Source organism: Porphyrobacter sp. ULC335 (assembly GCF_025917005.1).
Taxonomy (GTDB): Bacteria; Pseudomonadota; Alphaproteobacteria; order Sphingomonadales; family Sphingomonadaceae; genus Erythrobacter.
The window spans coordinates 863,863-885,670 of the sequence record NZ_CP078091.1 but is presented as its reverse complement, the minus strand read 5'-3'; the positions used below and the strand labels follow the sequence as shown (position 1 = coordinate 885,670).

At 62.1% G+C, this 21,808-nt stretch carries 23 protein-coding genes; 13 read left to right on the top strand and 10 right to left on the bottom strand.

Going from position 1 to position 21,808, the window contains the following annotated elements; translation table 11 throughout:
* The first annotated feature begins 128 nt into the window (after positions 1 to 128).
* A complete protein-coding gene (locus tag KVF90_RS04350) occupies positions 129 to 1,064 on the top strand; it encodes an alpha/beta hydrolase (protein ID WP_264393628.1) in 936 nt (311 codons plus the stop codon).
* 148 nt (positions 1,065 to 1,212) lie between these two features.
* Here KVF90_RS04350 and KVF90_RS04345 read toward each other — a convergent pair whose 3' ends face one another.
* From KVF90_RS04345 to KVF90_RS04335, 3 genes are all read right to left on the bottom strand, one after another.
* Positions 1,213 to 1,662, bottom strand: a complete 450-nt coding sequence (locus tag KVF90_RS04345; protein WP_264393627.1) for a cupin domain-containing protein — start codon at positions 1,660 to 1,662, stop codon at positions 1,213 to 1,215.
* A gap of 100 nt (positions 1,663 to 1,762) precedes the next feature.
* The gene (locus KVF90_RS04340; RefSeq protein ID WP_264393626.1) at positions 1,763 to 2,524 is read right to left on the bottom strand and encodes a TenA family transcriptional regulator; all 762 of its coding nucleotides are present in this window, start codon (positions 2,522 to 2,524) and stop codon (positions 1,763 to 1,765) included.
* Positions 2,525 to 2,836: 312 nt separating this feature from the next.
* The gene (locus KVF90_RS04335) at positions 2,837 to 3,571 is read right to left on the bottom strand and encodes a hypothetical protein (protein WP_264393625.1); all 735 of its coding nucleotides are present in this window, start codon (positions 3,569 to 3,571) and stop codon (positions 2,837 to 2,839) included.
* A 209-nt stretch (positions 3,572 to 3,780) separates the two neighbouring features.
* Here KVF90_RS04335 and KVF90_RS04330 point away from each other — a divergent pair, with 209 nt between their 5' ends.
* Together KVF90_RS04330 and KVF90_RS04325 are read left to right on the top strand one after the other, a co-directional pair.
* Positions 3,781 to 4,278 (top strand): lysozyme inhibitor LprI family protein, encoded by a 498-nt coding sequence (locus KVF90_RS04330; protein WP_264393624.1) that lies wholly within the window; start codon positions 3,781 to 3,783, stop codon positions 4,276 to 4,278.
* 45 nt (positions 4,279 to 4,323) lie between these two features.
* Positions 4,324 to 5,208: a hypothetical protein gene (locus KVF90_RS04325; protein ID WP_264393623.1), complete on the top strand. Its 885-nt coding sequence runs from the start codon at positions 4,324 to 4,326 to the stop codon at positions 5,206 to 5,208.
* 408 nt (positions 5,209 to 5,616) lie between these two features.
* Here KVF90_RS04325 and KVF90_RS04320 read toward each other — a convergent pair whose 3' ends face one another.
* Positions 5,617 to 6,270, bottom strand: a complete 654-nt coding sequence (locus KVF90_RS04320; protein ID WP_264393622.1) for a TetR/AcrR family transcriptional regulator — start codon at positions 6,268 to 6,270, stop codon at positions 5,617 to 5,619.
* A gap of 81 nt (positions 6,271 to 6,351) precedes the next feature.
* On the opposite strand from KVF90_RS04320, the gene KVF90_RS04315 reads away from it, so the two are divergent.
* The 4 genes from KVF90_RS04315 to KVF90_RS04300 all read left to right on the top strand — a co-directional run bounded on the left by KVF90_RS04315 (position 6,352) and on the right by KVF90_RS04300 (position 9,598).
* Complete coding sequence (locus tag KVF90_RS04315) at positions 6,352 to 6,774, top strand: DUF2147 domain-containing protein (RefSeq protein WP_264393621.1); 423 nt, start codon at positions 6,352 to 6,354, stop codon at positions 6,772 to 6,774.
* A gap of 32 nt (positions 6,775 to 6,806) precedes the next feature.
* Entirely contained in the window at positions 6,807 to 7,232 is a 426-nt protein-coding gene (locus KVF90_RS04310; protein ID WP_264393620.1) for a hypothetical protein, read from the top strand.
* Positions 7,233 to 7,672: 440 nt separating this feature from the next.
* The gene (locus KVF90_RS04305; RefSeq protein ID WP_264393619.1) at positions 7,673 to 8,731 is read left to right on the top strand and encodes a DUF1176 domain-containing protein; all 1,059 of its coding nucleotides are present in this window, start codon (positions 7,673 to 7,675) and stop codon (positions 8,729 to 8,731) included.
* A gap of 39 nt (positions 8,732 to 8,770) precedes the next feature.
* Positions 8,771 to 9,598, top strand: coding sequence for a hypothetical protein (locus KVF90_RS04300; protein WP_264393618.1), 828 nt, complete (start codon positions 8,771 to 8,773; stop codon positions 9,596 to 9,598).
* A gap of 480 nt (positions 9,599 to 10,078) precedes the next feature.
* Here KVF90_RS04300 and KVF90_RS04295 read toward each other — a convergent pair whose 3' ends face one another.
* Together KVF90_RS04295 and KVF90_RS04290 are read right to left on the bottom strand one after the other, a co-directional pair.
* Positions 10,079 to 10,582: an ankyrin repeat domain-containing protein gene (locus KVF90_RS04295; RefSeq protein WP_264393617.1), complete on the bottom strand. Its 504-nt coding sequence runs from the start codon at positions 10,580 to 10,582 to the stop codon at positions 10,079 to 10,081.
* Positions 10,583 to 10,746: 164 nt separating this feature from the next.
* The gene (locus tag KVF90_RS04290) at positions 10,747 to 12,156 is read right to left on the bottom strand and encodes a family 43 glycosylhydrolase (protein WP_264393616.1); all 1,410 of its coding nucleotides are present in this window, start codon (positions 12,154 to 12,156) and stop codon (positions 10,747 to 10,749) included.
* Between the two features lie 79 nt (positions 12,157 to 12,235).
* Here KVF90_RS04290 and KVF90_RS04285 point away from each other — a divergent pair, with 79 nt between their 5' ends.
* From KVF90_RS04285 to KVF90_RS04265, 5 genes are all read left to right on the top strand, one after another.
* The gene (locus tag KVF90_RS04285; protein ID WP_264393615.1) at positions 12,236 to 13,072 is read left to right on the top strand and encodes a phytanoyl-CoA dioxygenase family protein; all 837 of its coding nucleotides are present in this window, start codon (positions 12,236 to 12,238) and stop codon (positions 13,070 to 13,072) included.
* An 87-nt stretch (positions 13,073 to 13,159) separates the two neighbouring features.
* Complete coding sequence (locus KVF90_RS04280) at positions 13,160 to 14,257, top strand: ABC transporter ATP-binding protein (protein WP_264393614.1); 1,098 nt, start codon at positions 13,160 to 13,162, stop codon at positions 14,255 to 14,257.
* Positions 14,254 to 15,132: a carbohydrate ABC transporter permease gene (locus KVF90_RS04275; protein WP_264393613.1), complete on the top strand. Its 879-nt coding sequence runs from the start codon at positions 14,254 to 14,256 to the stop codon at positions 15,130 to 15,132. Before KVF90_RS04280 ends, KVF90_RS04275 begins: the two co-directional genes overlap by 4 nt.
* Positions 15,129 to 15,953 (top strand): carbohydrate ABC transporter permease, encoded by an 825-nt coding sequence (locus KVF90_RS04270; protein WP_264393612.1) that lies wholly within the window; start codon positions 15,129 to 15,131, stop codon positions 15,951 to 15,953. Before KVF90_RS04275 ends, KVF90_RS04270 begins: the two co-directional genes overlap by 4 nt.
* The gene (locus KVF90_RS04265; RefSeq protein ID WP_264393611.1) at positions 15,950 to 17,254 is read left to right on the top strand and encodes an ABC transporter substrate-binding protein; all 1,305 of its coding nucleotides are present in this window, start codon (positions 15,950 to 15,952) and stop codon (positions 17,252 to 17,254) included. Before KVF90_RS04270 ends, KVF90_RS04265 begins: the two co-directional genes overlap by 4 nt.
* 7 nt (positions 17,255 to 17,261) lie before the next feature.
* On the opposite strand, the gene KVF90_RS04260 is transcribed toward KVF90_RS04265, so the two are convergent.
* The 4 genes from KVF90_RS04260 to KVF90_RS04245 form a co-directional block, all read right to left on the bottom strand.
* On the bottom strand, positions 17,262 to 17,975 hold the full coding sequence (locus KVF90_RS04260) for a FadR/GntR family transcriptional regulator (RefSeq protein WP_264393610.1): 714 nt from the start codon (positions 17,973 to 17,975) through the stop codon (positions 17,262 to 17,264).
* A gap of 69 nt (positions 17,976 to 18,044) precedes the next feature.
* Positions 18,045 to 18,965, bottom strand: coding sequence for a Gfo/Idh/MocA family protein (locus KVF90_RS04255; RefSeq protein WP_264393609.1), 921 nt, complete (start codon positions 18,963 to 18,965; stop codon positions 18,045 to 18,047).
* Positions 18,962 to 19,600: a 2-dehydro-3-deoxy-6-phosphogalactonate aldolase gene (locus KVF90_RS04250; RefSeq protein WP_264393608.1), complete on the bottom strand. Its 639-nt coding sequence runs from the start codon at positions 19,598 to 19,600 to the stop codon at positions 18,962 to 18,964. Before KVF90_RS04250 ends, KVF90_RS04255 begins: the two co-directional genes overlap by 4 nt.
* Positions 19,597 to 20,487 carry a 2-dehydro-3-deoxygalactonokinase gene (locus KVF90_RS04245; protein WP_264393607.1) on the bottom strand — a complete coding sequence of 297 codons (891 nt, stop codon included), beginning with the start codon at positions 20,485 to 20,487 and terminating at the stop codon, positions 19,597 to 19,599. The genes KVF90_RS04250 and KVF90_RS04245 overlap by 4 nt, the downstream gene beginning before the upstream one ends.
* Before the next feature lie 94 nt (positions 20,488 to 20,581).
* Between KVF90_RS04245 and dgoD the strand changes: the two genes are divergently transcribed.
* Entirely contained in the window at positions 20,582 to 21,718 is a 1,137-nt protein-coding gene (dgoD, locus tag KVF90_RS04240; protein ID WP_413677041.1) for a galactonate dehydratase, read from the top strand.
* Positions 21,719 to 21,808: the final 90 nt, after the last annotated feature.

Below are 21,808 nucleotides of genomic sequence, written 5' to 3'. Positions count from 1 at the left end.
ACACCGCGAAGGAGAGCTGGCCAGTCCGCCTCTCATCCGCGGTCATGCACGGCTCGTGCGGTATGGCTTGCTGCCCGGAACAACCTCCGTAAGCGGCACAAATCACACTTCCATAAGGGCGAAAGAGCTTGTCGAAGAAATTGATTGTCGGCGCGGCGGCAGCACTTTGTCTGGCAGCCATCACGGGTGCTGTCGCTTCCCAGCAGCGTTCGGATACTCCCGCGCAGCGTGGCGAAGGGATGGCGTATGAGCTGACCGGTACCGAGGTCCATGATCTGCCTGATCAGGCGCGCAATATACCCTACCAGCTCTTTGTCAGCCTGCCCGCATCCTATGCCGACAACCCTCAGAAGCGCTACCCGGTCGTCTATGTCACTGATGCCGACTACGGTTTCGCCATGCTGCGCTCAATCGGTCGGCGCATGAACAATGCCGGGCCTCGGGTGGAGGAATTCATCCTGGTGGGCCTGTCTTACGGCACCGGCGAAGATCCGATTGCCAGCCGCCGACGCGATTACACACCCACCCCGAGAGGCCCGAGCGAGGCCCCAGCCGATGCCCTGCATGGCGAGTCCCTGAAGTATCGGGATTATATCCAGCGTGCTGTGTTCCCGTTTGTTGAGCAGCGCTACCGGACGATGCCGGATCGCCGGGTTTTTGTCGGCCACTCCTATGGGGGCCTGTTGGGGGCCCAGATCCTTCTGACCCGCCCCGATATGTTCAGTCGCTATCTGCTGGGCAGCCCGTCATTGTGGTTCGACAAGGGCTACCTGCTCAAACAGGCACCGGCCCTGCTTGATGGACGCCCGAACCTCAAGGCGAAGGTTTTCATGTACGTCGGAGAGTTCGAGGCACTGCGCAAGGGTGACCGGCGATATATGCAGGAGGTGGATATGGTGGCTGACAATGCAGCCTTCTCCGCCATGCTGCGGGCGCGCCAATATCCGGGACTTGAGTTAAACGACGAAGTTCTGGACGGAGAGGATCATCTCTCCGTCGCGCCGCGAGGCTTTACCCATGGCTTGCTCGATCTGCTTCCCGCAGCTGAAGCTTCGCGCAAGTGAAGCTGCCCGATGAGATGACGCCCGCCTGACTTTGCCGCACGGCGCAGTCTGCGGCGATGGCGTCACCTCATCTGACGTTTCAGGACGTAGGAAAGCGGTGACCCGGCCCGGCAGATTGCCTCGGCCATCGAGCCCGAGTGCGATCGCCTCACTCGTTCGCGTTCACGGCATCCGCGCCATTTGCCGCAAGCCTTGTCCGCTTGTCATAATCACCCAGCACTGCCTTGGTCAGGCCGAAGTCCGTGATGGCGAGAATTATCAACTCGTCGGTCTGGGACATGTTCTTCGACTGGTGAAAGACCCAGCGCGGCACGAAAGCGAGTCCGCCGGGCTTCAGGCCCATCTTTGCCTCGCCGATCCGCACCTCTGCCTCGCCGCTGATCACGTAGAAAAGCGATTCATGCGCGTGCTTGTGCAGTTCATTGTTGCACCCCGGTGCAATACGCACCACCCGGGCATCGAATGCCTGGGTTGCTGGAAAATCCAGTACGTCGACTGAGAAATCGATGCCCAGCTTCTCATTGCGATTCCGATAGATTTCGCGATGATTGTTGATGAGATCGGCGTGATAATCATCAATAGGAGCACCGTCAGCCAAGGGCTGACGGGCTTCTATGTTACGGACGATATTCCATAATCCCGGTGTCATTTCGAAATGCCTTGAATTGAGCAAGCGCCGCTTGTTGACGCGGCGTGCATCAGGAAGCGAGCATCATTGCGGACGCATCGGCGCGCGTCAGAGCGCGTTCGTACATCCAGTCCCAGAAGGACGAACGCAGCGACAATGCCTTGATCATCCCGCGGCGCAGATCGCCTTTGCCTGCTGGCGTGGCTGCAAAATGCAATGAAATTTCCTCAAGCGCTTCTTGATGATGATCATCAACCGCCGTGTGCAACGGGAAGAAAACCGTATCGCGCGGGCTGAGGTTTGTTCTGGACAGCGCCTTCACAAAGGGAATGTAGATGGTGCTCACGATGTTCTCTGTGCCGAGGCCGAGCGCACCGAGCGCTTCGGCGGCAGAGCCATGGGTCAACGTGGTCAGGAAAGATTCGCGCCAGCAGACCAGTTCAATGGCTTCCTTGTCCGGCGAGTAGGGCGCCGTAACGCCAGTGGCCTCGCGAAAACGCTTGAACAATTGCGGGTGAGGAACGCCTTCGATCCACTCCCTCTCGACACCGATGGCCGCGAGTTCCGCATATTCGTCGTCACCATAAAAGCCGGATTCTTCGGTGAGATTCTCCAGCAGGCTGTTGCGGTGCTCTGCGATTTCCAGCTTTGAAATCACTGTTGTCAAGTAACGGGGAAAATGCAGGGAATATCCGTAATAGTGGTTGGCAAAATCCGCCAATGCCCATTCGGTGTCAGGCAGTTCCCCATCCGCCAAGGCTTTCAAATAGGGGTGATTAACGGCACGATGATTCAACGATTCTTCGACCAGATCATTGATATAAACAGACACACGGCCTCCTGGACTTGATTATGTTTTATAACAAGTTTGTTACCAAGGCTCATGAATTGGCCTCGGGCCGTCGGCTATATCTTCAAAGCTGATTTAACAGATATATTGGAGACGTACTGGTTCATTTTTCGGGGTGCCCCCAAGTGCACATTGACGGGCTGACCCGCCATGCAGCAGGTTCACGCGAGCTGGCCGCGCAGCGCGATCAGCAGAGCTTTTTGCAGCGCCCTCGCGGCGCCCGGGAGAGCACCTGGGCGAAACGGACAACGACCGCGGCGTGATCGGCGATCGCAAAGGCCGCGAAAGCGGGCCTCACAGCTCGAGCGGTGGATTTGCGACGTCTTCGGCAAGTTCCCAGCAGGTATCAGTCGGAGTGAAAAGCAACCTCCCGCCCGAGCCTGTTTCCTGCACCAGATCGCCCAGCCCTTCCTCCAGATCGGGTGGCCTGGGGGTCAGGTCCTTTTCGAAAATGCCAGGCAGCCAATCGACCCGGATATGGTTGTTGCTCGCTTGGCTGATCTTCACCTGCACATAGCGACGGTCATCGGGCGACCCGTCTCCGGTCTCGAACGCCTTTGCTGATTCAGCAGTGACAAACAGGTAATCGAGCATCGCAATCGGGTATTGATCCAACGCCAGATAGCGCTGGCGCAGAGTCCTGCGCGTGTTACCGACTTGCCCGACGGTCACACCCGCCGCTGTATGCCGCTCCCGCACCGCCGCAGAGCGGCTGAATGCCTGAATGAAGGCCCTGTAGTCACCATCAAGGCAAGCGCCCTCGGCCATGCCGAGGATCAAGGCGTCGCTTTCACTCAGCGCGGGCGCCGCTTGTTCATCGGCGCGAACACGATCGGCACCATCGCTGTTAGCGGCAGGCTCGGCGACAGCCCCCGCGCTGCTCGCGCCGTCATGCTCCGCAACGACGGGCGCGCCCTGGCACGCGAAAACTCCGACTGCGATGGCGGGCGTCAGGATCGACTTCAGGAACGGCCTCATGATGGCAGCGAACGGCGCGCTGGAACGGGCAGTATACTCATCGGTCTCCATTCCCGGTTTGCAGCATTCGGGTGGCGAGGCAGGCCGCCCCCAGCCGTGATGATCGGGGACAGCAACGTCATGCCGTCCGCATCCGGCACGCGGAAAATGCCGTCAGCCTGCAGGACATAAGGCGGTTTGTGGCTGCGATCGAAATGCTAAAATGAACCGGTGCATTCCATGCGCTGGCTTGTTTTAAGCGGGCGGCCGATAAAGCAGCTATGCAGGCTTTCGCATCCATCACGAATCCTCCGTCACGGAAGTCCGGCCAGCCGCGCAAAGCTCTGTCGCTCGTGGCAGCCGCGGCGGCCGTGCTGCTGATAAGCCTTGGCAGCGCAGCTAGCCGCGCCGAAGCGCGGGAGAGCGCGGAGTCCCCGGTCTTTTCGAAATGCATGAAAGCAAGCGGGGGCGTTACGTCCGAGATGAGGGCGTGCCTTCACGCCGAATACAAGCGCCTCGATCGCGAACTCAATGTCACCTACAAATCTGTGATGAAGCAGCTGAAAACGCAGGATCTTCGCACCCGGCTGGTCAATTCCCAGCGGGTCTGGATCTGGCGCCGGGACAATGATTGCCAGCTCAAAGTCGACAATTCCGGGACCAAGGGCGGAACCGCCGCCGATCTCATTTACGATGACTGCCTGGTCACCACAGTCCGCAAGCGGATCGAGTGGCTTCGCAAGGTGCCTGCCAACCCCGGATATCTGGCCAAAGTCTAGTCGCCGGGCAGGCCACTGATAAGCGCCGCCGGGATGGAGGCTCGATTGATTGACTGCATCGCAAGGCTCGCGCCGACTGCCCTTCTCGTCAGCATAGCTGTTCTTTGGGCTTCGCCCCCGGTGTCGCTGGCACAAAGCGCTGTGCAGTTCGAAGACCCGGCGATGAAAGGCAGCCTTACCGCCTTCGACTATCCCACGATACCGCCGGAGTATCACGGCACCTGGGCTGATCGCTCCGCGAATTGTTACGCCACGTCTGATCGGGGGCGGCAGGTGACTGTGTCAGCCAGCGCAATCGGTTTTGACAGGCTGCTCAAGGTCGAAGGTTACAGCGATCATCCGGCGGTGCTGGTCACGGCGCAGTCCGCCGAAGAGGGCGTAATCCGGGTGTTTCTCGATATCTCGCTGGATCGCAGTCACATCGAAATACGAAGAGCGGGCGCTGATGCCGCCGAGGTGCTGCTTCGGTGTCCACCGCCCTCCGCCGTGGCCGATCCCGCCAGCATCGCTGACGACGGCTGGCTCAGTCAGGCCGAGGGTGCCTGCCAATCCGGCGAGTTCGGGCTTTTTCTCGAGGCTTTCATGTCCTCCGAGTTCATTGAGCGGCGGTACCTTGCGCCGCGGATCAGGATTGTCACGCCGGCGAAGGCCACATCGGTTCCTGCTCACCAGTACCGGCCGGTTCCGATCCGTTCGCTGGATTACAGTTATGTGTTGAATGATGGGTCATTCGCCCAAAAAGTGAGGGCCGAATTCACGGCACTTCCCGATGGCGGCTACCGGCTCGATTGGCGCCGGACCAGCCATGATCCGAGCGAGGATGCCGACGAAGTTGATCAAGCGGCCGGGCTTTACGGGCCGCCCGGCTGGTTGATCTTCGAACGCACCGCCACGTGCTGGCAGCTCGCAGAAGACGGAACGGGGTTCTGACGATGCTACCTCTGAGATCATTTCTGCCAAGAGAGGTACACCCAACCCGGAATCTGCACCGGTGCATCAGGCTCCGCGCGCTTATACGAATTCACTCGTAAGTGGCGCAGGCTGGTCAGGCAGTGAAGCCTGTCAGTGCAGGTCGGGCGCCTCCCTCTCTCGGTAACCTGCCCGACCTGCTCTTTTGCTTGGCCAGCGCGGCGCTGGTGACCATGCACAGTTGCTGCGCTTTCCCATTGAGGGAGGAGCTGACCATACAGGCCTATGTTGGGCGCCGGCTGCAATCTGACAGGTTGGGGGGCAAGCGCGACGTTCGGAACCGGACGACAGCCAATTAATTGGCCGGCCGCCATTATCCTCTCATCAAGCGCTTGCAGAATACACCCCGCGCAATCCGCCGCCGCGCGATCAAGCAGCAGTGGGGCGGAGCGTGCCCAGCAGGCTGTCGATGGCAGTGCGGACCAGTACTTGTGGGCTCGACCAGGGAAAAGCGCTGATTGTTATAAGGTTGTGCGCAATACCGTTGAGCATGCAAAGCAGCAGCTCGGAACTGATGGCAAGATCGCTATCCGAGGTATTTGATGTCGCCTGCGCAAGGCTACGCTGAAAAATCATAAATCGGCCGATTATGGCGTCATCTTGGACAAAGACGCTGACGTCAGATTGTTCAACATTGCTTGACATGAAAACCATGAAATAGATGTCACGGTTCTCGAGCCAGTAGCGAACATAGCCAAGCGCTATCGCCTCAAGTCTTTGCCTGGGATCGGAATAGGTCGCGGCGACTTGCTCCAATTCGTCAAAAAGCGTCTCAAAAACCATCTTCCACAAGTGGCGCAGGATGTCGATCTTGCGATCATAATATCGATACAGCGTCATGACCGTGCAACCGGTGGCTGAGGCGATACGGCGCATCGATATCGCTCCATAACCCTCCGACAGGAACAGAATTTGTGCCTGCTCGGCAATGCGTGCCCGCATCTCCGCCACATGCTGCGCAGAACGCGCCGGCCGACCTCGGGTCCCGGCCTTTCGGCCCACCTTGTTGTCCTTCTCCGCCATCTTACCGTTCAGAGCGGCTTACCATCGAATTGACAACCCACCGAATTAAATATAACGCGTTATCCCTAAAAGGATGGTGGTATGTACAAATGGGCAGCAGGGTTGCTGATCGTCGCCTCTGCGGCGATGAGTGGCGGTCCGGAAACTTCGAACCCCAATGGCCGTTGGCGAACACAAATGCATGGTGCGTTGGTCGATATCAGCACCTGCCCTGATCGTTCTCCATGCGCATTCCTCGCCTGGGTTGACCCATCGAAAGCCAAGGGGGTGACGAAGGATCTTCGCAATCCTGACGCAGCCCTTCGTTCAAGGCCGCTGATCGGGGTGCCGATATTGTGGGGTCTAAAACCTTCCGGACGGGGCTGGAAGGGAGGGCGCGTATACAACCCGGAAACCGGTCAGACCTTCAAAAGTTCGCTCATGTCACTATCGCAGGACAGGCTGCGGGTGACTGGTTGCTGGGGCATTCTGTGCCGGGACGAAATCTGGGTGCGCGTTCAATGAGACATCCCGCCGGAACAGAGGCCGGAGATGATATGCTGATCAACTCTCTGCCGCATCGCGACGTCCGGATGTTCCGTATCTTGTTTGTGATTTCGGCTCTCTGGAATCTCGCCGGGGCAATCCCGGGCCTATCAGATGCCGAAGGCATGTTTCTGCGTGAATTCGGCCGCGAACTTGCCGACCCCATTATGATTGCTGTCTATCGCGGTGCTTGGGGGACCGCATTTCTCTACGGCATCGGCTTTCTGATCGCCGCGTGGAATCCAGCGCGACATACCGGGATTGTGATGATGGGCGGGCTGGGAAAGGCGCTTTTCGCGCTCAACCTTCTCTCCATGTATCAACAGGGCTGGACTTCCGATTTTGCCTTGGTCGTCATCGTCGGCGATGCGCTTTTCGTGGCAGCATTCGCGGCCTATTTTCTCAGACTGAAACGGCATGGGTCGCTGCTTGCCTGACGACCGAACTGTCAACCGGCCTAATGAGGCTCTAGGCCACGCGAAAGGCCCGTAATGCCGCAATAACTCTTGTGACGAATTGCTGGGCCGCTCACCAGTTCGTCTTCGAAGACCGCGCTCCCGCCGGTTCCGCGTATCCGCGCCAGGCTTGGTGACCGGCCAACTATCCATGTCCGCCGGCAGATGGAAGATCGCGGCAGGGAGACGCGATCGCCGGCGCATTTCATATGCACCGGTTCATCGCGCGCTGTAGTGTCCGGATCGCCAGCAGCTAGATTGCCGGCGCTTACCGGTGCCGAAAGGCCCGGGAGCGCAGGTCGGGCGTCGAATCCCCCAAGATCATCTCGCCCGACCTGCAACTTGATCATGAGGCGCCGATCCGGTCCCGATCGCCTTGGTCCGTCATCATGCTCGGCCGGGTTTTGTGAAGGTAATGTGATGTGAAGATTGCCGCGGGCCTCCTGTCGGTTCTTGCCCATGCTCCCTTCGTCGTAGGGGATCTGCACGAGTTTACGGACTGGGTGGTAGGCTGCGACAATTCCAGAGGCTGTCATGCGACGTCCTTCCCCGAGGAACGCTATAGCGAGGGCGAAGATCAGCCGGTTGGCGATGGCAATCTCTCCGTATCGATCAAGACATCACCCGCGCCGGGCACCACGCCCGAAATTCGCCTCGCCGTGGTCGGCGAGTCGGATAGGGAGGCGATTTCCCGGATCAGCGGAATCTCCATCGATGGCCGGATCATTGACCTCAAGGTCTCCAGCGGGAACGGGCTGATCGTCCTTGACTCAGCCGGGTCGGAATTGTTCGTGCGCCATGCGCGCAAGGCGTCGAATGTCGCTCTGGTTGATGACGCGGGGGAGGAGATCGCGTCTGCCTCGCTGCGCGGGTGGCTCGACGCTGCGGCCTATATCGACCATCAGCAATATCGCACCGGCACGCAGGCGTCGCTGGCAGCGCCCGGCGAAAAGGCCTGGGATTACAAAATCGTCCCGCCGATGCCGCCGCGCCCGATTGTCTTCGTCGATCCTCCACCGCAGCAAGCGCCCGTTACCCTTGATGACGCCAGGCTTGCGCCGTTGCGCGCGCTGGATCCCTGCCAGCCCTACGCGCAGGAACCGCCGGTCGACGCACCCGAGTATTTCCGTCTCGATGCAGCCTACACGCTGCTGATCCTCCCGACGACATGTGGCGGATATAATCCCTTCAGGATGCCCTTCGTGATCGACGAAGGCGGGAACGCGAGCGCTGCGGAATTCTGGCCATACCCTGGCAACCGCATGGAGAACCCTCCCGAACTGCCCGATCTCGAATGGAACCAGAAGGAGGGCCGCCTGCTCAGCTTCGGGAGAGGCAGGGTCTTGTCGGACTGCGGTGAGACATCGGAGTTTGTGTGGGACGCAGGCAAGTTCAGGCTGGTCCACTTTGCCAGCATCTACCCGTGCCGGGGCAGCCATGACTACATCACGACCTATCGGCTGGAAGTGCGCGCCCGATGAGGCGCCCAGAGACAGTATTGAACCAGAAGGAGCACGGCGATGATGCATAAGGTATTAGCGAACCATGCGAAAAGGATCGCTGTGCTGTGCGTGCTCTGCATCGCACTTTCCGGATGCTTCTTTCTGCCCGGACGGTTCAATTCGAAACTCGACATCGCCAAGGATGGCAGCTTTTTCTTCAGCTACACCGGAGAACTGGTGTTTCTGATGCCCGAAGAACGGCTTCAAGATTGGGACGATGCTATGGCGCGCTGCTACGATGATAGCGGAGACGGCATGGACGCCCGGCCTTGCACAGACGCTGAAACAGCCGAAGAAAAAGCAAGGTTCGATGCCCAGAATGGGGAAAGTGAAGAAGCGGGGAAGTACATCTCGGAGCTGGTCGGATTCAACCCAATCAGCCCGGAATCCAATCGCGCTCTTGCCAAAGAATTGGAACGGCACCCAGGCTGGAAGAAAGTCCAATACGTAGGGCCCGGCAGATTTTACGTCGAGTACGAGATGCGCGGCCAACTGGACCGCGACTTTGCATTTCCGCTGATACCGCAAGCGCAGATGGCAATGCCGATTGTCCACATCGCGAGAGCGGAAGGCAACACCGTAAAGGTCCGCGGCGGCGGGTTTGCGTCTCCGCAGCTTCGCAGCCTTTTGAATGGGTCAAATCCCGACGCCGACAGTGATGAACGCAAAGCCATGGCTGCGCAGTTCGGCGATCTGGCGCGCGGAACTTTCATCGTGACAACCACAGCCCGGATAAACTCCACCAATGGGACAGAGGATGCTGACGGCGACTCAAAGCGCCTGACCTGGGTCCTCGACGGGCAGGGGCGCGAGACGCCTATGGTCGATCTCGAGTTAGACCGCTGACCCGACACTGCGGCCGTCATGCCTCTGGCGGGCGGCCGCGCCGCATCGCTTATAGACCAGTGCAGAAGGGCTCCGGGACGGTGACGGCCAACCTCCCCGCCGAATCCGGGCGCCGCTGCAGAATGACGTGCTGAACGCAGGTCGCGATGAGCCGATGGGATCGCGAGCGACTGCATCGAATGTCCGGAACCTCGCCGCGTGACCCCGGCTCTTCGACACAAATGAAGCCCGCCTGCTCCAAGGAGCTGATGGCTTGCGCAGCATCCATGTCAGGCGCAATGCGACGCTCCACCTCCGCCCGCACGTCAACGCCGGAGTCCGCAGAACATGCGCAAAGCCCTGCGCTCAAAAGCATGACAAAGGCACCAGCTCTTATCATCGACATTTCGTCCCCCCTGCCCGGTGTTGTACCTTGATCGTCAGCCCGCTGGAGCAGCACACTGGTGCGCAAGGCTCTCGGTGAGATCCCCCTAGCTGCCGCTATCGCTTTGGTGAAAGCTCCAGTGGGATTTCATTCTTGACCAGCCAGGCAAGGACGGCCGCCCTGTCCTTGCGCGTGCGAGCGGACAGGACCTTCTCATCGGCCATGAACAGATAGGGCTGGAAGGTTTGCTGCTGCTGGTTCCGGATCAGCGGATCCGCGCCAGCCTCTAGTAGTTCGAGAACAAGGCCCGGCTCGTTGATCTGCGCGGCAATGTGCAGCGCCGTGTTCCCCACCTGATCGGTCAAATCCGGATCCGCGCCGGAGCTGAGCAGTTTTCTGAAATGCTTGTGCTTCTCCCAGATCAGCGCCGTCATGAGCGGCCGGATGCCTGTGTCAGGATCGGGAATATCGAGGCTTTCAGGATCATGCAGGTACCAAGGCAGATCGCGCGCGCGGTAGTGCTTGATGGCGTAATGCACGTCATCCACCAGCGGCCGGACGACGACGCATCCCTTGACCTGTTCGCCGATCAGCATGGCAACAAGCACGGCAAAGGCCATCAGCAGACTGAGAACGGACACTCGCATCGCGGGAAGCAGCGTATCAAGCGTCAGGAGCTATGCCAGCGCACTCTTGAACTGGTACATGACACGACCATAGCGATCAGGTGCTTGCGGTGAGGCAAGGATGCGCCATCTGCGCCCCCGTCCTGGTCATCACCGGACTATGAAATCGTCACCTTGTCCCGCGCAAACTCCAGCCGGGTCGTCAGCAGCGCGCGGAACGCGTTGTAGCCCCCGGTTCCCGGGAAAAACGCATGGAAGAACAGTTGCGGCTGATCGTCCAGCCCCGGTGCGACGGAGGCATGGCCGGGCGCCCACCACGACTTGACCGACTTCAGCAGCGGCCCATCCTGCTTCACATAGGGGCCGAGCGGGTGGTCGGCGACCGCAACGCCGATGCCATAGGCCGGCGTGCCGAAATCATTGCCCGCATAGAACAGCCAGTACCGCCCTTCCTGCAACGTCACCCACGGGCCTTCGATAAGGTGCCCTTCCCATTGCTGGTCATTGGTCAGCACGATTGTGTCGGTGCCAATCAGATTGCCGTCCTCGTCCAACCGCTGGGCGTGAATGGGTGTGCTCATGGCATCGACGATGAAGGCGGCTTCATCGACTTCGCCCAGAACCGATTTCACCTGCTCCCAGTGGTCCAGCACGGCTTCGATCATCGGCTGCATCAGGAAGAAGCGTTCCATTGGGCGTCGGGTGTTGGCCCACGGCTGGACGGCCGCCGCGAAACGGGCGATCAGCCGGTCTTCCTTGCGATCGAACAGGCGGTCGACCAGTTCCGGGCGTCGCCGCAGCAACCCGGCGAGCGGGCGCGGCCAGACCCCGTTGGTGTCGCGCTTCCAGAACAGATAGCGTTCGCCATTGGCGTCGATGAAGATGTGCGAATCGATCACCCCGCCGCTCAGCATCGGCTGGCTGGGATCATCGGGATAATTGGTGGTGTTGATCGCAAAGCCGCTGACTAGCGGATGGCCGATATCGGTCCAAGGACCTGTCGGATGGGGCGCCTTCGCCAGACCGATGGCAAGCGCGTTGGAGCGTTGGCGCGCGGTGTAGACCAGCCAGTACTCGTCGCCGCACTTGGCCATTTCCGGGGCCCAGTAATCGCCCACCGTGCGGCCATGCGCGGTCCATTCGGGCGCCTCGCCTTCGGGAAACACGAAGCCGCGATGGGTCCAGCTTTCCAGATCGTCGGAATGCAGGATCGGGAAAGCATCGGGCGCATCATTTGAGGTGGCGACAAGGAAATAACCCTCGTCGGTCTTGAGCACGGCAGGATCGCCATAGCCCGCCGTCGTGCGCGGGCTGAGGTTATCAAGGATCAGCGGACGCCAGTCCGGTTCGGGGCCATCGATCGACACCGGCTTGTGACCAGTCGGCGGGCGCGTGCCGAAATCGCGCGCCAGTTCGCTGAAGAACACCGCGTAGTGATTATGCTGGCCGGTCGGCAGCCGATAGGAATGGCTCTGATCACCCAGTTGCACGGTAAAGCGCGTGGCAATGCCTTCTGCAACCGCATCGACTTCGAAAGTCGGGATGGTGGGGGTGGTGGTGCTGTGCATATGCCTCTCTCGATTGGCCCCTCGCCAAGGCCGGAGTCCGGTGATAAATGTTATTTGTAAGATAAATAAGGGACAGGCAATGGCAAGCGCTTTCGACGCTCCTGGCTGCTATGATGCCGGGGATATCATGGGCGGCCTGTATGGCGAGGGTATCATCAGCCTGCCCGGAGCCTTCGATCCGTGCTTTGCCGACACGCTTCATGCGGAAATCATGGCGATATTCGCCGAGATGCGCGACGTGCCCGGCGGCGCGCTGCCGCGCGGGCCGGAGCGCTGGTATATCGAAATCCAGCCCGAGCGGGTTTCCGGCTTTTCCGCCATCGCCGCGCACCCGTGGTTTGTGGCGGTGTGCGAAGCTGTGCTGGGCCACGAATACCGCATCATCGAGGTCGGCTTCGACATCCCCTTCCCCGGCGCCGCCGATCAGCCCTGGCACCGCGATTTTGCCGTGCCGGAGGCGACCACAACAGGACGGCGGCTGAACTCGCTCGCCTTCAACCTCACCACCATCGACACAAGGCCGGAGCACGGGCCATTCGAGATAGCGCCGGGCACGCAGTGGGATGATTTCGCAGGCTGCCCGCGCGGGATGTTCCCGCCGCAAGCGCTGTGGCCGCGCTACGAAGCGCGGGCGGTGAAGAAGCTGCCCAAGCGCGGCGACATCTCCGCGCGTTCGGCCCTGACGGTGCATCGCGGCACCGCCAATCGTTCGGACGAGCCGCGCCCGGTGCTGGTGATCGGTGTGGATGCGCCGGATGCGACCAACGGCGCACATCACGATCTTCAGGCGACCGCGGCCTATCTGGCCAGCCTGCCGCCGCAGGTGCGCGATCACTTGCCGGCCCGAGTGGTTGATCGGATCGAGCCGGTTGTTCAACACCATGTTATCGAAGGCCTGCTTGCGCCGGTCTATTGATGTGCGGGCTGCGTTGACCCGCAAGGCTTTATGCATTAAGTATGATAAATACGATATATAAGTCGTAAACTGTTGAGGGGGATGTCCTTGTCCGGTCTGGAGCTGATCGAGGTCTGCAAGTCCTACGGCGACACCAGGGTGCTCGATGGAGTCTCGCTGACCATTGCGCCGCGCGAGTTCATCGCTTTCCTCGGCCCGTCGGGCAGCGGCAAATCAACCTTGCTGCGGATCATTGCCGGGCTGGAAAGCCTCGACGCGGGCGAAGTTCGGCTTGATGGCGCGCGGATCGACGGGCTGGCGCCGGGTGCACGCGGGATCGCAATGGTGTTCCAGCACTACGCGCTCTACCCGCATATGACCGTGCGCGAAAACATGGCCTTCGGGCTGGTCAATGCGAAGGTGCCGCGCGACGAGATCACCCGGCGGATCGCGCAGGCCGCGGACATCCTCGAGATTGCGGGGCAGCTGGACAAGAAGCCTGGGCAGATGTCGGGCGGGCAGCGCCAGCGGGTCGCGATCGGGCGGGCGATCGTCAAGCAACCGCGACTGTTCCTGCTCGACGAACCGCTGTCGAACCTCGATGCCGCGCTGCGTAACCGGACGCGGGTGGAGCTGGCGCAGCTGCGCAGCCGGGTGGATGCGGCGCTGATCATGGTGACGCACGATCAGGCCGAAGCGATGACGCTCGCGGACCGGATTGTTGTGATCAATGACCGGCAAATCCAACAGGTCGGCACCCCGGCGGAAGTCTATGCACGCCCCGCCAACGCCTTCGTCGCGCGGTTCGTAGGCTCGCCTGCGATGGCGATGCTTCCGGTGGAGGTGGTTGAGGGCGGAGGAGACCGCGTGCGGGTGCGCCTGCCGGGCGGAGCCGAGGTGCTTACCGCCGTTCGCGCTGACGGGTTGCCTCCGGGAACGCGCGCCGAACTCGGCCTGCGCCCCGAGCACGTCAGCCTCGCTGAGCCCGGCAATGGCGGAATTCCCGCCACGGTCGAATTGGTTGAACGCCTTGGCGACCGCACCTTCATCTACACCCGTCTTGCAGAGGGGATCGAGATCATCGCCTGCGCCCCCGGCTTTAGCCCGGTGCGCCCCGCCGATGCGGTGATGCTCACCATCAATGGCGCAGCGGCGCATGTCTTTGCCGCGGACGGCACCGCCCACCACCCCGAGGCAAGCGCGTGAACCGCGCCCGGCGTGACGGGCTGGTTGGCTATGCCTTCGTCGGGCCGTTCCTGCTGGTCTACGCCGCGATCCTCGTCGTGCCGCTGCTGATGGGGATCATCATCAGCTTCAACAACGCGGACCTGTTCGGACGGCGCGAGTGGATCGGGCTGGCCAATTATGCGCAGGCGCTGAGCGATCCGGTGCTGCATCAGGCGTTCTGGAACACGTTGACCCTGACCCTGCTGATCGTCCCGCCGCTGACGGCGATCGCGCTGATGTTGGCCTTGGCGCTAAACCGCTCGACACGGCTTGCCGCTGTGCTGCGCGGGGTGTTTTTCTCTTCGCTGGTACTCTCGGTGACGATCGTGACGCTGATCTGGCGCTTCATCCTGACGCCTGATGCGGGGCTGGTGGCAGTGGGCCTGCAAGCTGCCGGACAACCGCCGATCCCATTCCTCAGCGATCCCGATCTGGTGATCCCCGCGCTGGCGATGGCGACGCTGTGGTGGTCGCTCGGCTTTCCGATCATGCTGTTTCTCGCCGGCTTGCAGCAGGTGCCGGGCGACATCTACGAGGCCGCCGCGCTCGACGGGGCGAGCCGCTGGACGGTGTTCCGCCGCATCACGCTGCCATCGATCCGGCGCACGCTTCTGCTGGTCGTGATGCTCCAGACCGCCGCGCAGTTGCAGATCTTCGGGCAGGCGCAATTGCTCACCGGCGGCGGGCCGGGCGGGGCGTCGCGCACCATCGTACTCTACATCTTCGAGGTGTCCTTCGGGCGCTGGGAGCTGGGCTACGCAACCGCCATCGCCGAGCTCTTGTTCGGCATGATCCTGCTCGTGACGCTGCTGCAATACTGGCTCGTCACTCGCCATGAAGGCAAGCGCGCATGAGCCAGAACCGCCTGTCGCCGCTGGTCACGGCCCTGCTGCTGATCGGCGCCGCAATCATGCTGATGCCGATGCTGTGGACGCTGCTCCTGTCCTTCAAGAGCAACGCGGCGCTGATGGCCAACAGCGGATCAGCCTTCGCCCCGCCATGGACGCTCGAGAACTACCAGGCGATCTTCGCCGGATCGTTGACGACGCGCTGGCTGGTCAACAGCCTGATCGTTTCAACCGGAGCAACCATCGGCGTGCTGGTTCTCTCTAGCCTCGCCGGATACGGTTTCGCGCGGCTTGAATTCCCTTTCCGCCGCACGCTCTTCGTGATGGTGCTGCTGGGGCTCGCTGTGCCGGAGCAAGCCGTGATCCTTCCGCGCCACCAGCTATTCGCGTGGCTCGGCCTGCACAATTCCTACCCCGGGCTGATCCTGCCGAGCCTTACCGGATCGTTCGGCGTGTTCTTCATGACGCAGTATTTCCGCGCCATCCCGCCCGAGCTTGACGAAGCCGCGCTGCTCGACGGCGCGAGCCGGTTCACGCTGTTCTGGAAAGTACTGCTGCCGCTCACCATTCCCGCGCAGGCGACGCTGGGCGTATTCACCTTCCTCGCCTCGTGGAACGATTACTGGTGGCCGCTGATCTCGGCGACGACGAGTGATTATTTCACGCTCACCGTTGGGCTGGCCTCGGCGCAGATGAACTATGCGCAGACCAGCGGGCTGGGGTTCCTGATGGCGCAGGCGGTGTTCGCCTCGATCCCGATCCTCGTCGTCTACATCGCGTTCCAGAAACAGATCGTGAGCGCCATGGCGGGGACGGCAGTGCGATGAGGTGCTTTGCTGCTCTGGCGCTGACGGTTCTCCTCGCAGGATGCTCCGCGCCCGATGACCGCCCGACGATCGTGGTCCAGCGCTTCTTCGGCGAGTGCGGTGCGGTCTATGGCAACAGTACCGAGGTGGCGCAGGCCGAAACGGAATGTGGCATCCTCACCACGCTGATCAACCGTTTCGAGGCCGAGAACCCGGACATCCGCTTGAAGGTCAACGTCGTTGCATGGCCGGGCTATCCGCAGCTGGCCGCGCAAATGGCGGCAGGCGATCCGCCCGACCTTGTCACCATGCACCAGTCGGTGATTTCGGACTATTCGAGCCGCGGACTGATCGAGCCGGTCGAGCCGCTGCTGGCGCAAGCGAAGATCGATCCGACCGGCTTCACCCCGGCGGCGCGGGCGGGAGTGGAAAAGGAAGGGCGCCTCTATGGTATGCCGTGGGATACCATCGGCCGCCTGTTCCACATCAACACCGAACTGATGGCACAGGCCGGGCTGATGCACGATGGCAAGCCGGTGCTTCCCGCCTCACCTGAAGAATTGCTGGCCCATGCCCGCCAGTTCAAGGAGCGGACCGGCAAGCCCTACCTCATTCAAGCGCAGGTGAGCGCCCCCGATTTTACGGTCGCCTTCCTGTACACCTACCTGCTCGCGCAGGACGCGCCGATCTACCCCGATGATCGCCACATCCGCCTCGACACCCCTGAGGCGCGCGCGATTGTCACCCTGATGCGGCAACTCAATGCAGAAGGCCTCACCACCACCGATCAGGACTTCCCCGCTGCGACTGCCGCCTTCACGCAAGGCAAGGGCGGGATCTTTCCGGTCGGCACGTGGATGCTCGGGCCTTATGATGCCGAGGCGGCCCGTGATGGCTCCCCGCTGAAGGGTCACTATGCCGTGGCCCCCTTCCCGCAGTTATGGGGCACAGCGGCGCCCTTTGTCGACGGGCATGCCTGGGTCGTCCCTGCGGCGGAACGCAGCGCTGCCGAGCGGGCGGCGATGGCGCGGTTCCTCGCCTTCCTGTCACGTTACAGTTATGACTGGTCACGCACCGGGCAGCTTCCGGCCTTTGCCGCAGTGCTGGATCGCGCCGCATTCCGCGCCCTGCCGCACCGTGAGGACATCGCCGCCCTCGCCCGCACGGGCAAGCAGCTGCCCGGCTATGTCGAACGCCAAAGCGCGGTGCAGGGCCTGATCGGCGAAGAGCTGGAAGCGGCGATCACCGGCACAAAACCGGTCGAGACCGCACTCAAGGATGCCGAGCGGCGGGTAAACCGGCTTTACGCGCAGATGATGTGAGCGGCGCTCAGGCGGCGCGTTCAGCGTCAGCAATCAGCGCCATCACGTCCTCGATCAGGACGAGCATCGCCGCGCGCGCCTGTTCGGGATCACGTGCTTCGATGGCAGTCAGCACGGCGCGGTGTTGCGGCAGGCTGGCGGTCCGTCCCTTGAAGCGGTTGGTGAAGCGGATCGACGTGCGCAGCGCGGTCGTGACGACATCGCGGAACTGGGCGTAGAAGGGGTTGGCGGACGCCTCCAGAATGGCGATGTGGAATGCGATGTCGGCTTCCAGAGGATCGTCGTCGCCTGCTTCGGCTGCGACCATGCGATTGTAGCCTTCCTCGACCGCCGCAATCCCTTGCGCATCTGCCGCCCGCGCCGCCAGAGCCGCCGCCATGGGCTCGATTGCGATGCGCAGCTCGTTGAACTGGCGGAGCAGGTCGAGCGAGAATTTGCGCTCCAGCATCCAGCGCAGCACGTCCGGATCGAACAGATTCCACGAACGGGGCGGCTGGACGCTGGTCCCTTTGCGAGGGCGCGCGATCAGCAGGCCCTTGGCGGTCAACATTTTGACGGCTTCCCGCGTGACGGACCGGCTTACAGCGTATTCCTTGGCCAGATCGGCTTCGGTCGGGAACGGACTGTTGTTGTAGCGCCCGACCACGATGGCTTTACCCACCGCTTCGAGCAGCCCGTAGGTGAGGTTGCGACCCGAACCTACGGCTTCCATTTTGGTCATGCGCGAGATGCCCCTTTCTCGTGTTCCGTCAGAGTTCGCAGATATCATCATGGGGTGCAATCGAAAGGGTCAGATGTAAGGGGCTGTCGTTGTTCTGCGCGCGATCAGTGCCGCATCGGCGAGGATCCGCAGGGGCTGGCTGTCGACGTCCACCACGTTTGCCGCCATGCAATCGGCAAAGCGGGCGTAGATCGAGGCATATTCGGCAAAGGGCCCGAGGATCTGCTCCTCCCCGTCGACAATCAGACGTGCGCCACCTCCCTGCAGTGACAACCGCCGCCCGCTCGCTGTGTCCACGCTGATGTTCCACGCCTCGTTGCTCTGTTCGCGCCAATCGAAGCGTGCGGCATGATCCGATCCGCGAAACCGCAGGTGCGCCGCGATCGGGGCCTGCCGATTCGCAGGGATGAAAAATTCGGCCTCATCGACAAACAGCGGTCTCGGCAGAATGGCGCTGACAATAGAGAGAGCATTGATGCCGGTATCCAGCACGCCAAACCCGTCGGGTTCCCATATCCAGTCCTGACCCGGATGCCACTTGCGCACGTCCTCGCGCCAGTCGATGGCAAGGCGGCTGATGACCTCGCTGTGCAACAGCATCGCCGCAGGTTTGACCGCTGGCGCATGCTGTGAATGCCATGCCGCATAGAGCGTGGTCCCGTTCCGGCGCGCGCGTGCTTCCAGATCCTCAAGCTCGCTAAGCGTCGCAGCCGGCGGTTTTTCCAGCATGACGCCAAGCCCAGCCTCGATCGCCTCGACCGCAATGGCATGGCGTACGCGCGGCGGGGTGCACAGGCTCACCGCGTCGATCCCGTCCGGCATGGCGTCAAGCAATTCGGTCAATGTCGGGAATACCGGCACCTCGCTGTCAGGTGCGCCGTTGGGGGCGACCACTGCGGCCAGCTCGAACGCGGGGTGGCGCGCAATGGCCGGCGCGTGTTCGGTGCGGGCGATCTTGCCGTACCCGATGATGGCCATGCGAACCGTCATGCCTGCGCCTCGCGCAACGCGGCCACGAAAGCCCGCGCCCGCGCCGCGACGTCGGCGACGGACAGGCCCGGTTTGTAAATGGCACCACCCAGACCGAACCCGTCAGCACCTGCGCTGCGGTAGGCCGGGATCTTCTCTGGCGAGATGCCGCCGACAACGATCAGAGGAATATCGTCCGGCAACACGGCCCGCAGCGCCCGAACCACCTCAGGCGAAGCGGCTTCGGCCGGAAATAGCTTGAGCGCCTGCGCCCCGGCGCGGATTGCCGTAAAGGCTTCGCTCGGGGTGAAAAACCCGGGCGCGGAGACCATGGCTGCCACCCGGGTCGCGCGGATGACGTCAGGATCGGTCCCCGGGGAAACCACCAGCTGGCCGCCTGCATCGGCCACCCGGGTGACGTCCACCGGATCGATGACTGTGCCTGCGCCGATCATGGCATCATCGCCAAAGCGGCGGGCAAGGAGGGCGATGCTCTCAAGCGGCTCGGGCGAATTGAGCGGAACTTCGATGATCCGGAAGCCGGCTTCAACCAATGCGCCGCCCACCCCCTCAACCTCCGCAGGAGTGACTCCGCGCAGAATGGCCACCAAGGGACACTGGGCCAGATAGCGCGTGAATTTGTCGTGGTTCGTCATGCCAATTCCTTGAGCACTGCCCGAATTCCTTCGCGAAAGGCCAGTCCGCCATCGATCTGGCGGTGCGCGTCGAACGGCCGGTCCTGAACCTGCGCGATCGCAGCGGCATAAAGGTCGCAGAGGTCGGGGCGACCGATGAGATAGGGCGTATCCCCCTGCCGGGATGCAAGGGCGGCCCGCACCTCGGCGCCGATCAGCAAGCCGCTGGCATAGCTGGGCCCGTCGGCAATCGGCGTTCCCAGCAATGCTCCGGCGCGAAGGCGGAACAGCCTGCCAAGCGGGTCTCCCGATTGGGCCTGCGCCACGCCCGCTGCGAAACCGCTGCCGGATTGCGCCTTGCCTGCAATCTGCGGGGCCAGGATCGAATGGCGCCCGAGCAGCGCGAACACCTCACCGGTCATCCAGGTGGCAAAGCTCTCGATCCGGCCACCGGCAAGGCATACCCACTTGGCGTGGGTGCCGGGCAGACATACCAGCCCGTCTGCAGGGAGCCCCCCGGCGGCCATTGCACCGATGATCTGCACTTCCTCGCCGCGCATCACCTCCGGTGCGTCGGCGCGGTTCTGGCATACCCCCGGAACGATGCCGGTCCGCTCGTCCATCCAGACAATCGCTGGCGCGATATCGGCCACAGCTGCCGGGCAAGCAACGTAGGGAACGTCACGCCACCCGCGGTTGGACCCGACCATTCCGCCTAGCAGCATCGGCAGATCGCCAAGCCGTTGGCGTAGCTTTTCAACCTCCGAAGGATACGCGCCAGAGGGCAGCGCAGCGACGCCCGCGTCATCCTCGAACACATCTTCTACCGCGCCATCGGGGCCCATGCGCCATGCGCGGCGATTGGTCGTGCCCCAGTCGACGGCGATGAAGCGCTCGTGCCCGATCACAGGAAGTCTCCTCGGCGGCCTTGTGATGATCACTTGCCACCCTTCAATTATCATATAAATATGATGCGCTCAAATGCCAACGGTGATGTCCGACATGAAGATTGCCCGTATCGAAACCTTCCTGGTCCCGCCGCGGTGGTTGTTTGTGCGGGTGGAGACCAGTGACGGCAGCTTCGGCTGGGGCGAGGCAAGCCTGGAAGGCCATGGCGAAGCGGTGGCGGGCGCCTTCGAGGCAATCCGCGACCGCGTGATCGGTGCCGATCCGCGCCGCATCGAGGACATCTGGCAGGTCTGCTACCGCGGCGGCTTCTACCGTGGTGGTCCGGTGCTGATGTCTGCACTCGCCGGGCTCGATCAGGCGCTGTGGGACTGGAAAGGGCGTCACTACGGGATTCCGGCGCACGAAATGCTCGGCGGCCGGGTACGCGATCGGGTACGCGCTTACGCCTGGATCGGCGGCGACCGTCCTAACGACATTGCCGCTGCTGCAGCCGCCCGCCGCGCGCAGGGCTTTTCGGCCGTGAAGATGAATGCGACCGCCGAAGCGCAATTCCTCGCTGCGCCCCGGTTTGACGAGGTGATCGCCCGCGTCAGGGCAGCCCAGTCCGAAGGGATGGACGTAGCGCTCGATTTCCACGGGCGATTGCACCGCCCGATGGCAAAGCAGCTTGCGCGCGTACTCGAGCCGTTGGGACTGCTGTTCATCGAGGAGCCTTTGCTCTCGGAGAACGCCGAAGGACTGGGACAGATCGCCGCGCTGACCAGCATTCCGATCGCCATGGGTGAGCGGCTTTACTCGCGCTGGGACTTCAAGGCCCTGCTGACGAGCGGCGCGGTCGATGTGATCCAGCCTGACCTCAGCCACGCAGGAGGCCTGAGCGAATGCCGCCGGATTGCGGCGATGGCCGAGGCCTACGATATCGCCATAGCGCCGCATTGCCCGCTGGGGCCACTGGCGCTGGCCGCGTGCCTGCAACTGGCAGCCTGTGCGCCCAACGTGGTGCTTCAGGAGATGTCGCTCGGCATCCATTACAACGAGGGGCACGACCTGTTGAGCTTCGTGCTCAATCCTGCGGCTCTCACACCGGTCGATGGTCACCTGCCCATCCCTGACGGCGCAGGCCTCGGCATCGAGATTGACGAAGCCAAGGTGCGCGCCGCAGCCGAACAGCCACACCGCTGGCGAAATCCGCTCTGGCGACACGTCGACGGCTCTTTCGCGGAATGGTGACGGCTTGACGCAGACCCACAGGATGAGTCATTAAAGCTTATTTATACGATTTATCTGTTCTCTTGGCCAGCCTGGAGATATTGACCTGCT

Bases quoted from the DNA above. Each gene is read 5' to 3' on its own strand.
- KVF90_RS04285 (WP_264393615.1), top strand. From the start codon at position 12,236: ATGGCAAGCGCTTTCGACGCTCCTGGCTGCTATGATGCCGGGGATATC.
- KVF90_RS04330 (WP_264393624.1), top strand. From the start codon at position 3,781: ATGCAGGCTTTCGCATCCATCACGAATCCTCCGTCACGGAAGTCCGGC.
- KVF90_RS04260 (WP_264393610.1), bottom strand. From the start codon at position 17,975: ATGACCAAAATGGAAGCCGTAGGTTCGGGTCGCAACCTCACCTACGGG.
- KVF90_RS04265 (WP_264393611.1), top strand. From the start codon at position 15,950: ATGAGGTGCTTTGCTGCTCTGGCGCTGACGGTTCTCCTCGCAGGATGC.
- dgoD (WP_413677041.1), top strand. From the start codon at position 20,582: ATGAAGATTGCCCGTATCGAAACCTTCCTGGTCCCGCCGCGGTGGTTG.
- KVF90_RS04290 (WP_264393616.1), bottom strand. From the start codon at position 12,156: ATGCACAGCACCACCACCCCCACCATCCCGACTTTCGAAGTCGATGCG.
- KVF90_RS04300 (WP_264393618.1), top strand. From the start codon at position 8,771: ATGATGCATAAGGTATTAGCGAACCATGCGAAAAGGATCGCTGTGCTG.
- KVF90_RS04335 (WP_264393625.1), bottom strand. From the start codon at position 3,571: ATGGAGACCGATGAGTATACTGCCCGTTCCAGCGCGCCGTTCGCTGCC.
- KVF90_RS04295 (WP_264393617.1), bottom strand. From the start codon at position 10,582: ATGGCCTTTGCCGTGCTTGTTGCCATGCTGATCGGCGAACAGGTCAAG.
- KVF90_RS04320 (WP_264393622.1), bottom strand. From the start codon at position 6,270: ATGGCGGAGAAGGACAACAAGGTGGGCCGAAAGGCCGGGACCCGAGGT.
- KVF90_RS04250 (WP_264393608.1), bottom strand. From the start codon at position 19,600: ATGACGAACCACGACAAATTCACGCGCTATCTGGCCCAGTGTCCCTTG.
- KVF90_RS04255 (WP_264393609.1), bottom strand. From the start codon at position 18,965: ATGACGGTTCGCATGGCCATCATCGGGTACGGCAAGATCGCCCGCACC.
- KVF90_RS04270 (WP_264393612.1), top strand. From the start codon at position 15,129: ATGAGCCAGAACCGCCTGTCGCCGCTGGTCACGGCCCTGCTGCTGATC.
- KVF90_RS04310 (WP_264393620.1), top strand. From the start codon at position 6,807: ATGCTGATCAACTCTCTGCCGCATCGCGACGTCCGGATGTTCCGTATC.
- KVF90_RS04315 (WP_264393621.1), top strand. From the start codon at position 6,352: ATGTACAAATGGGCAGCAGGGTTGCTGATCGTCGCCTCTGCGGCGATG.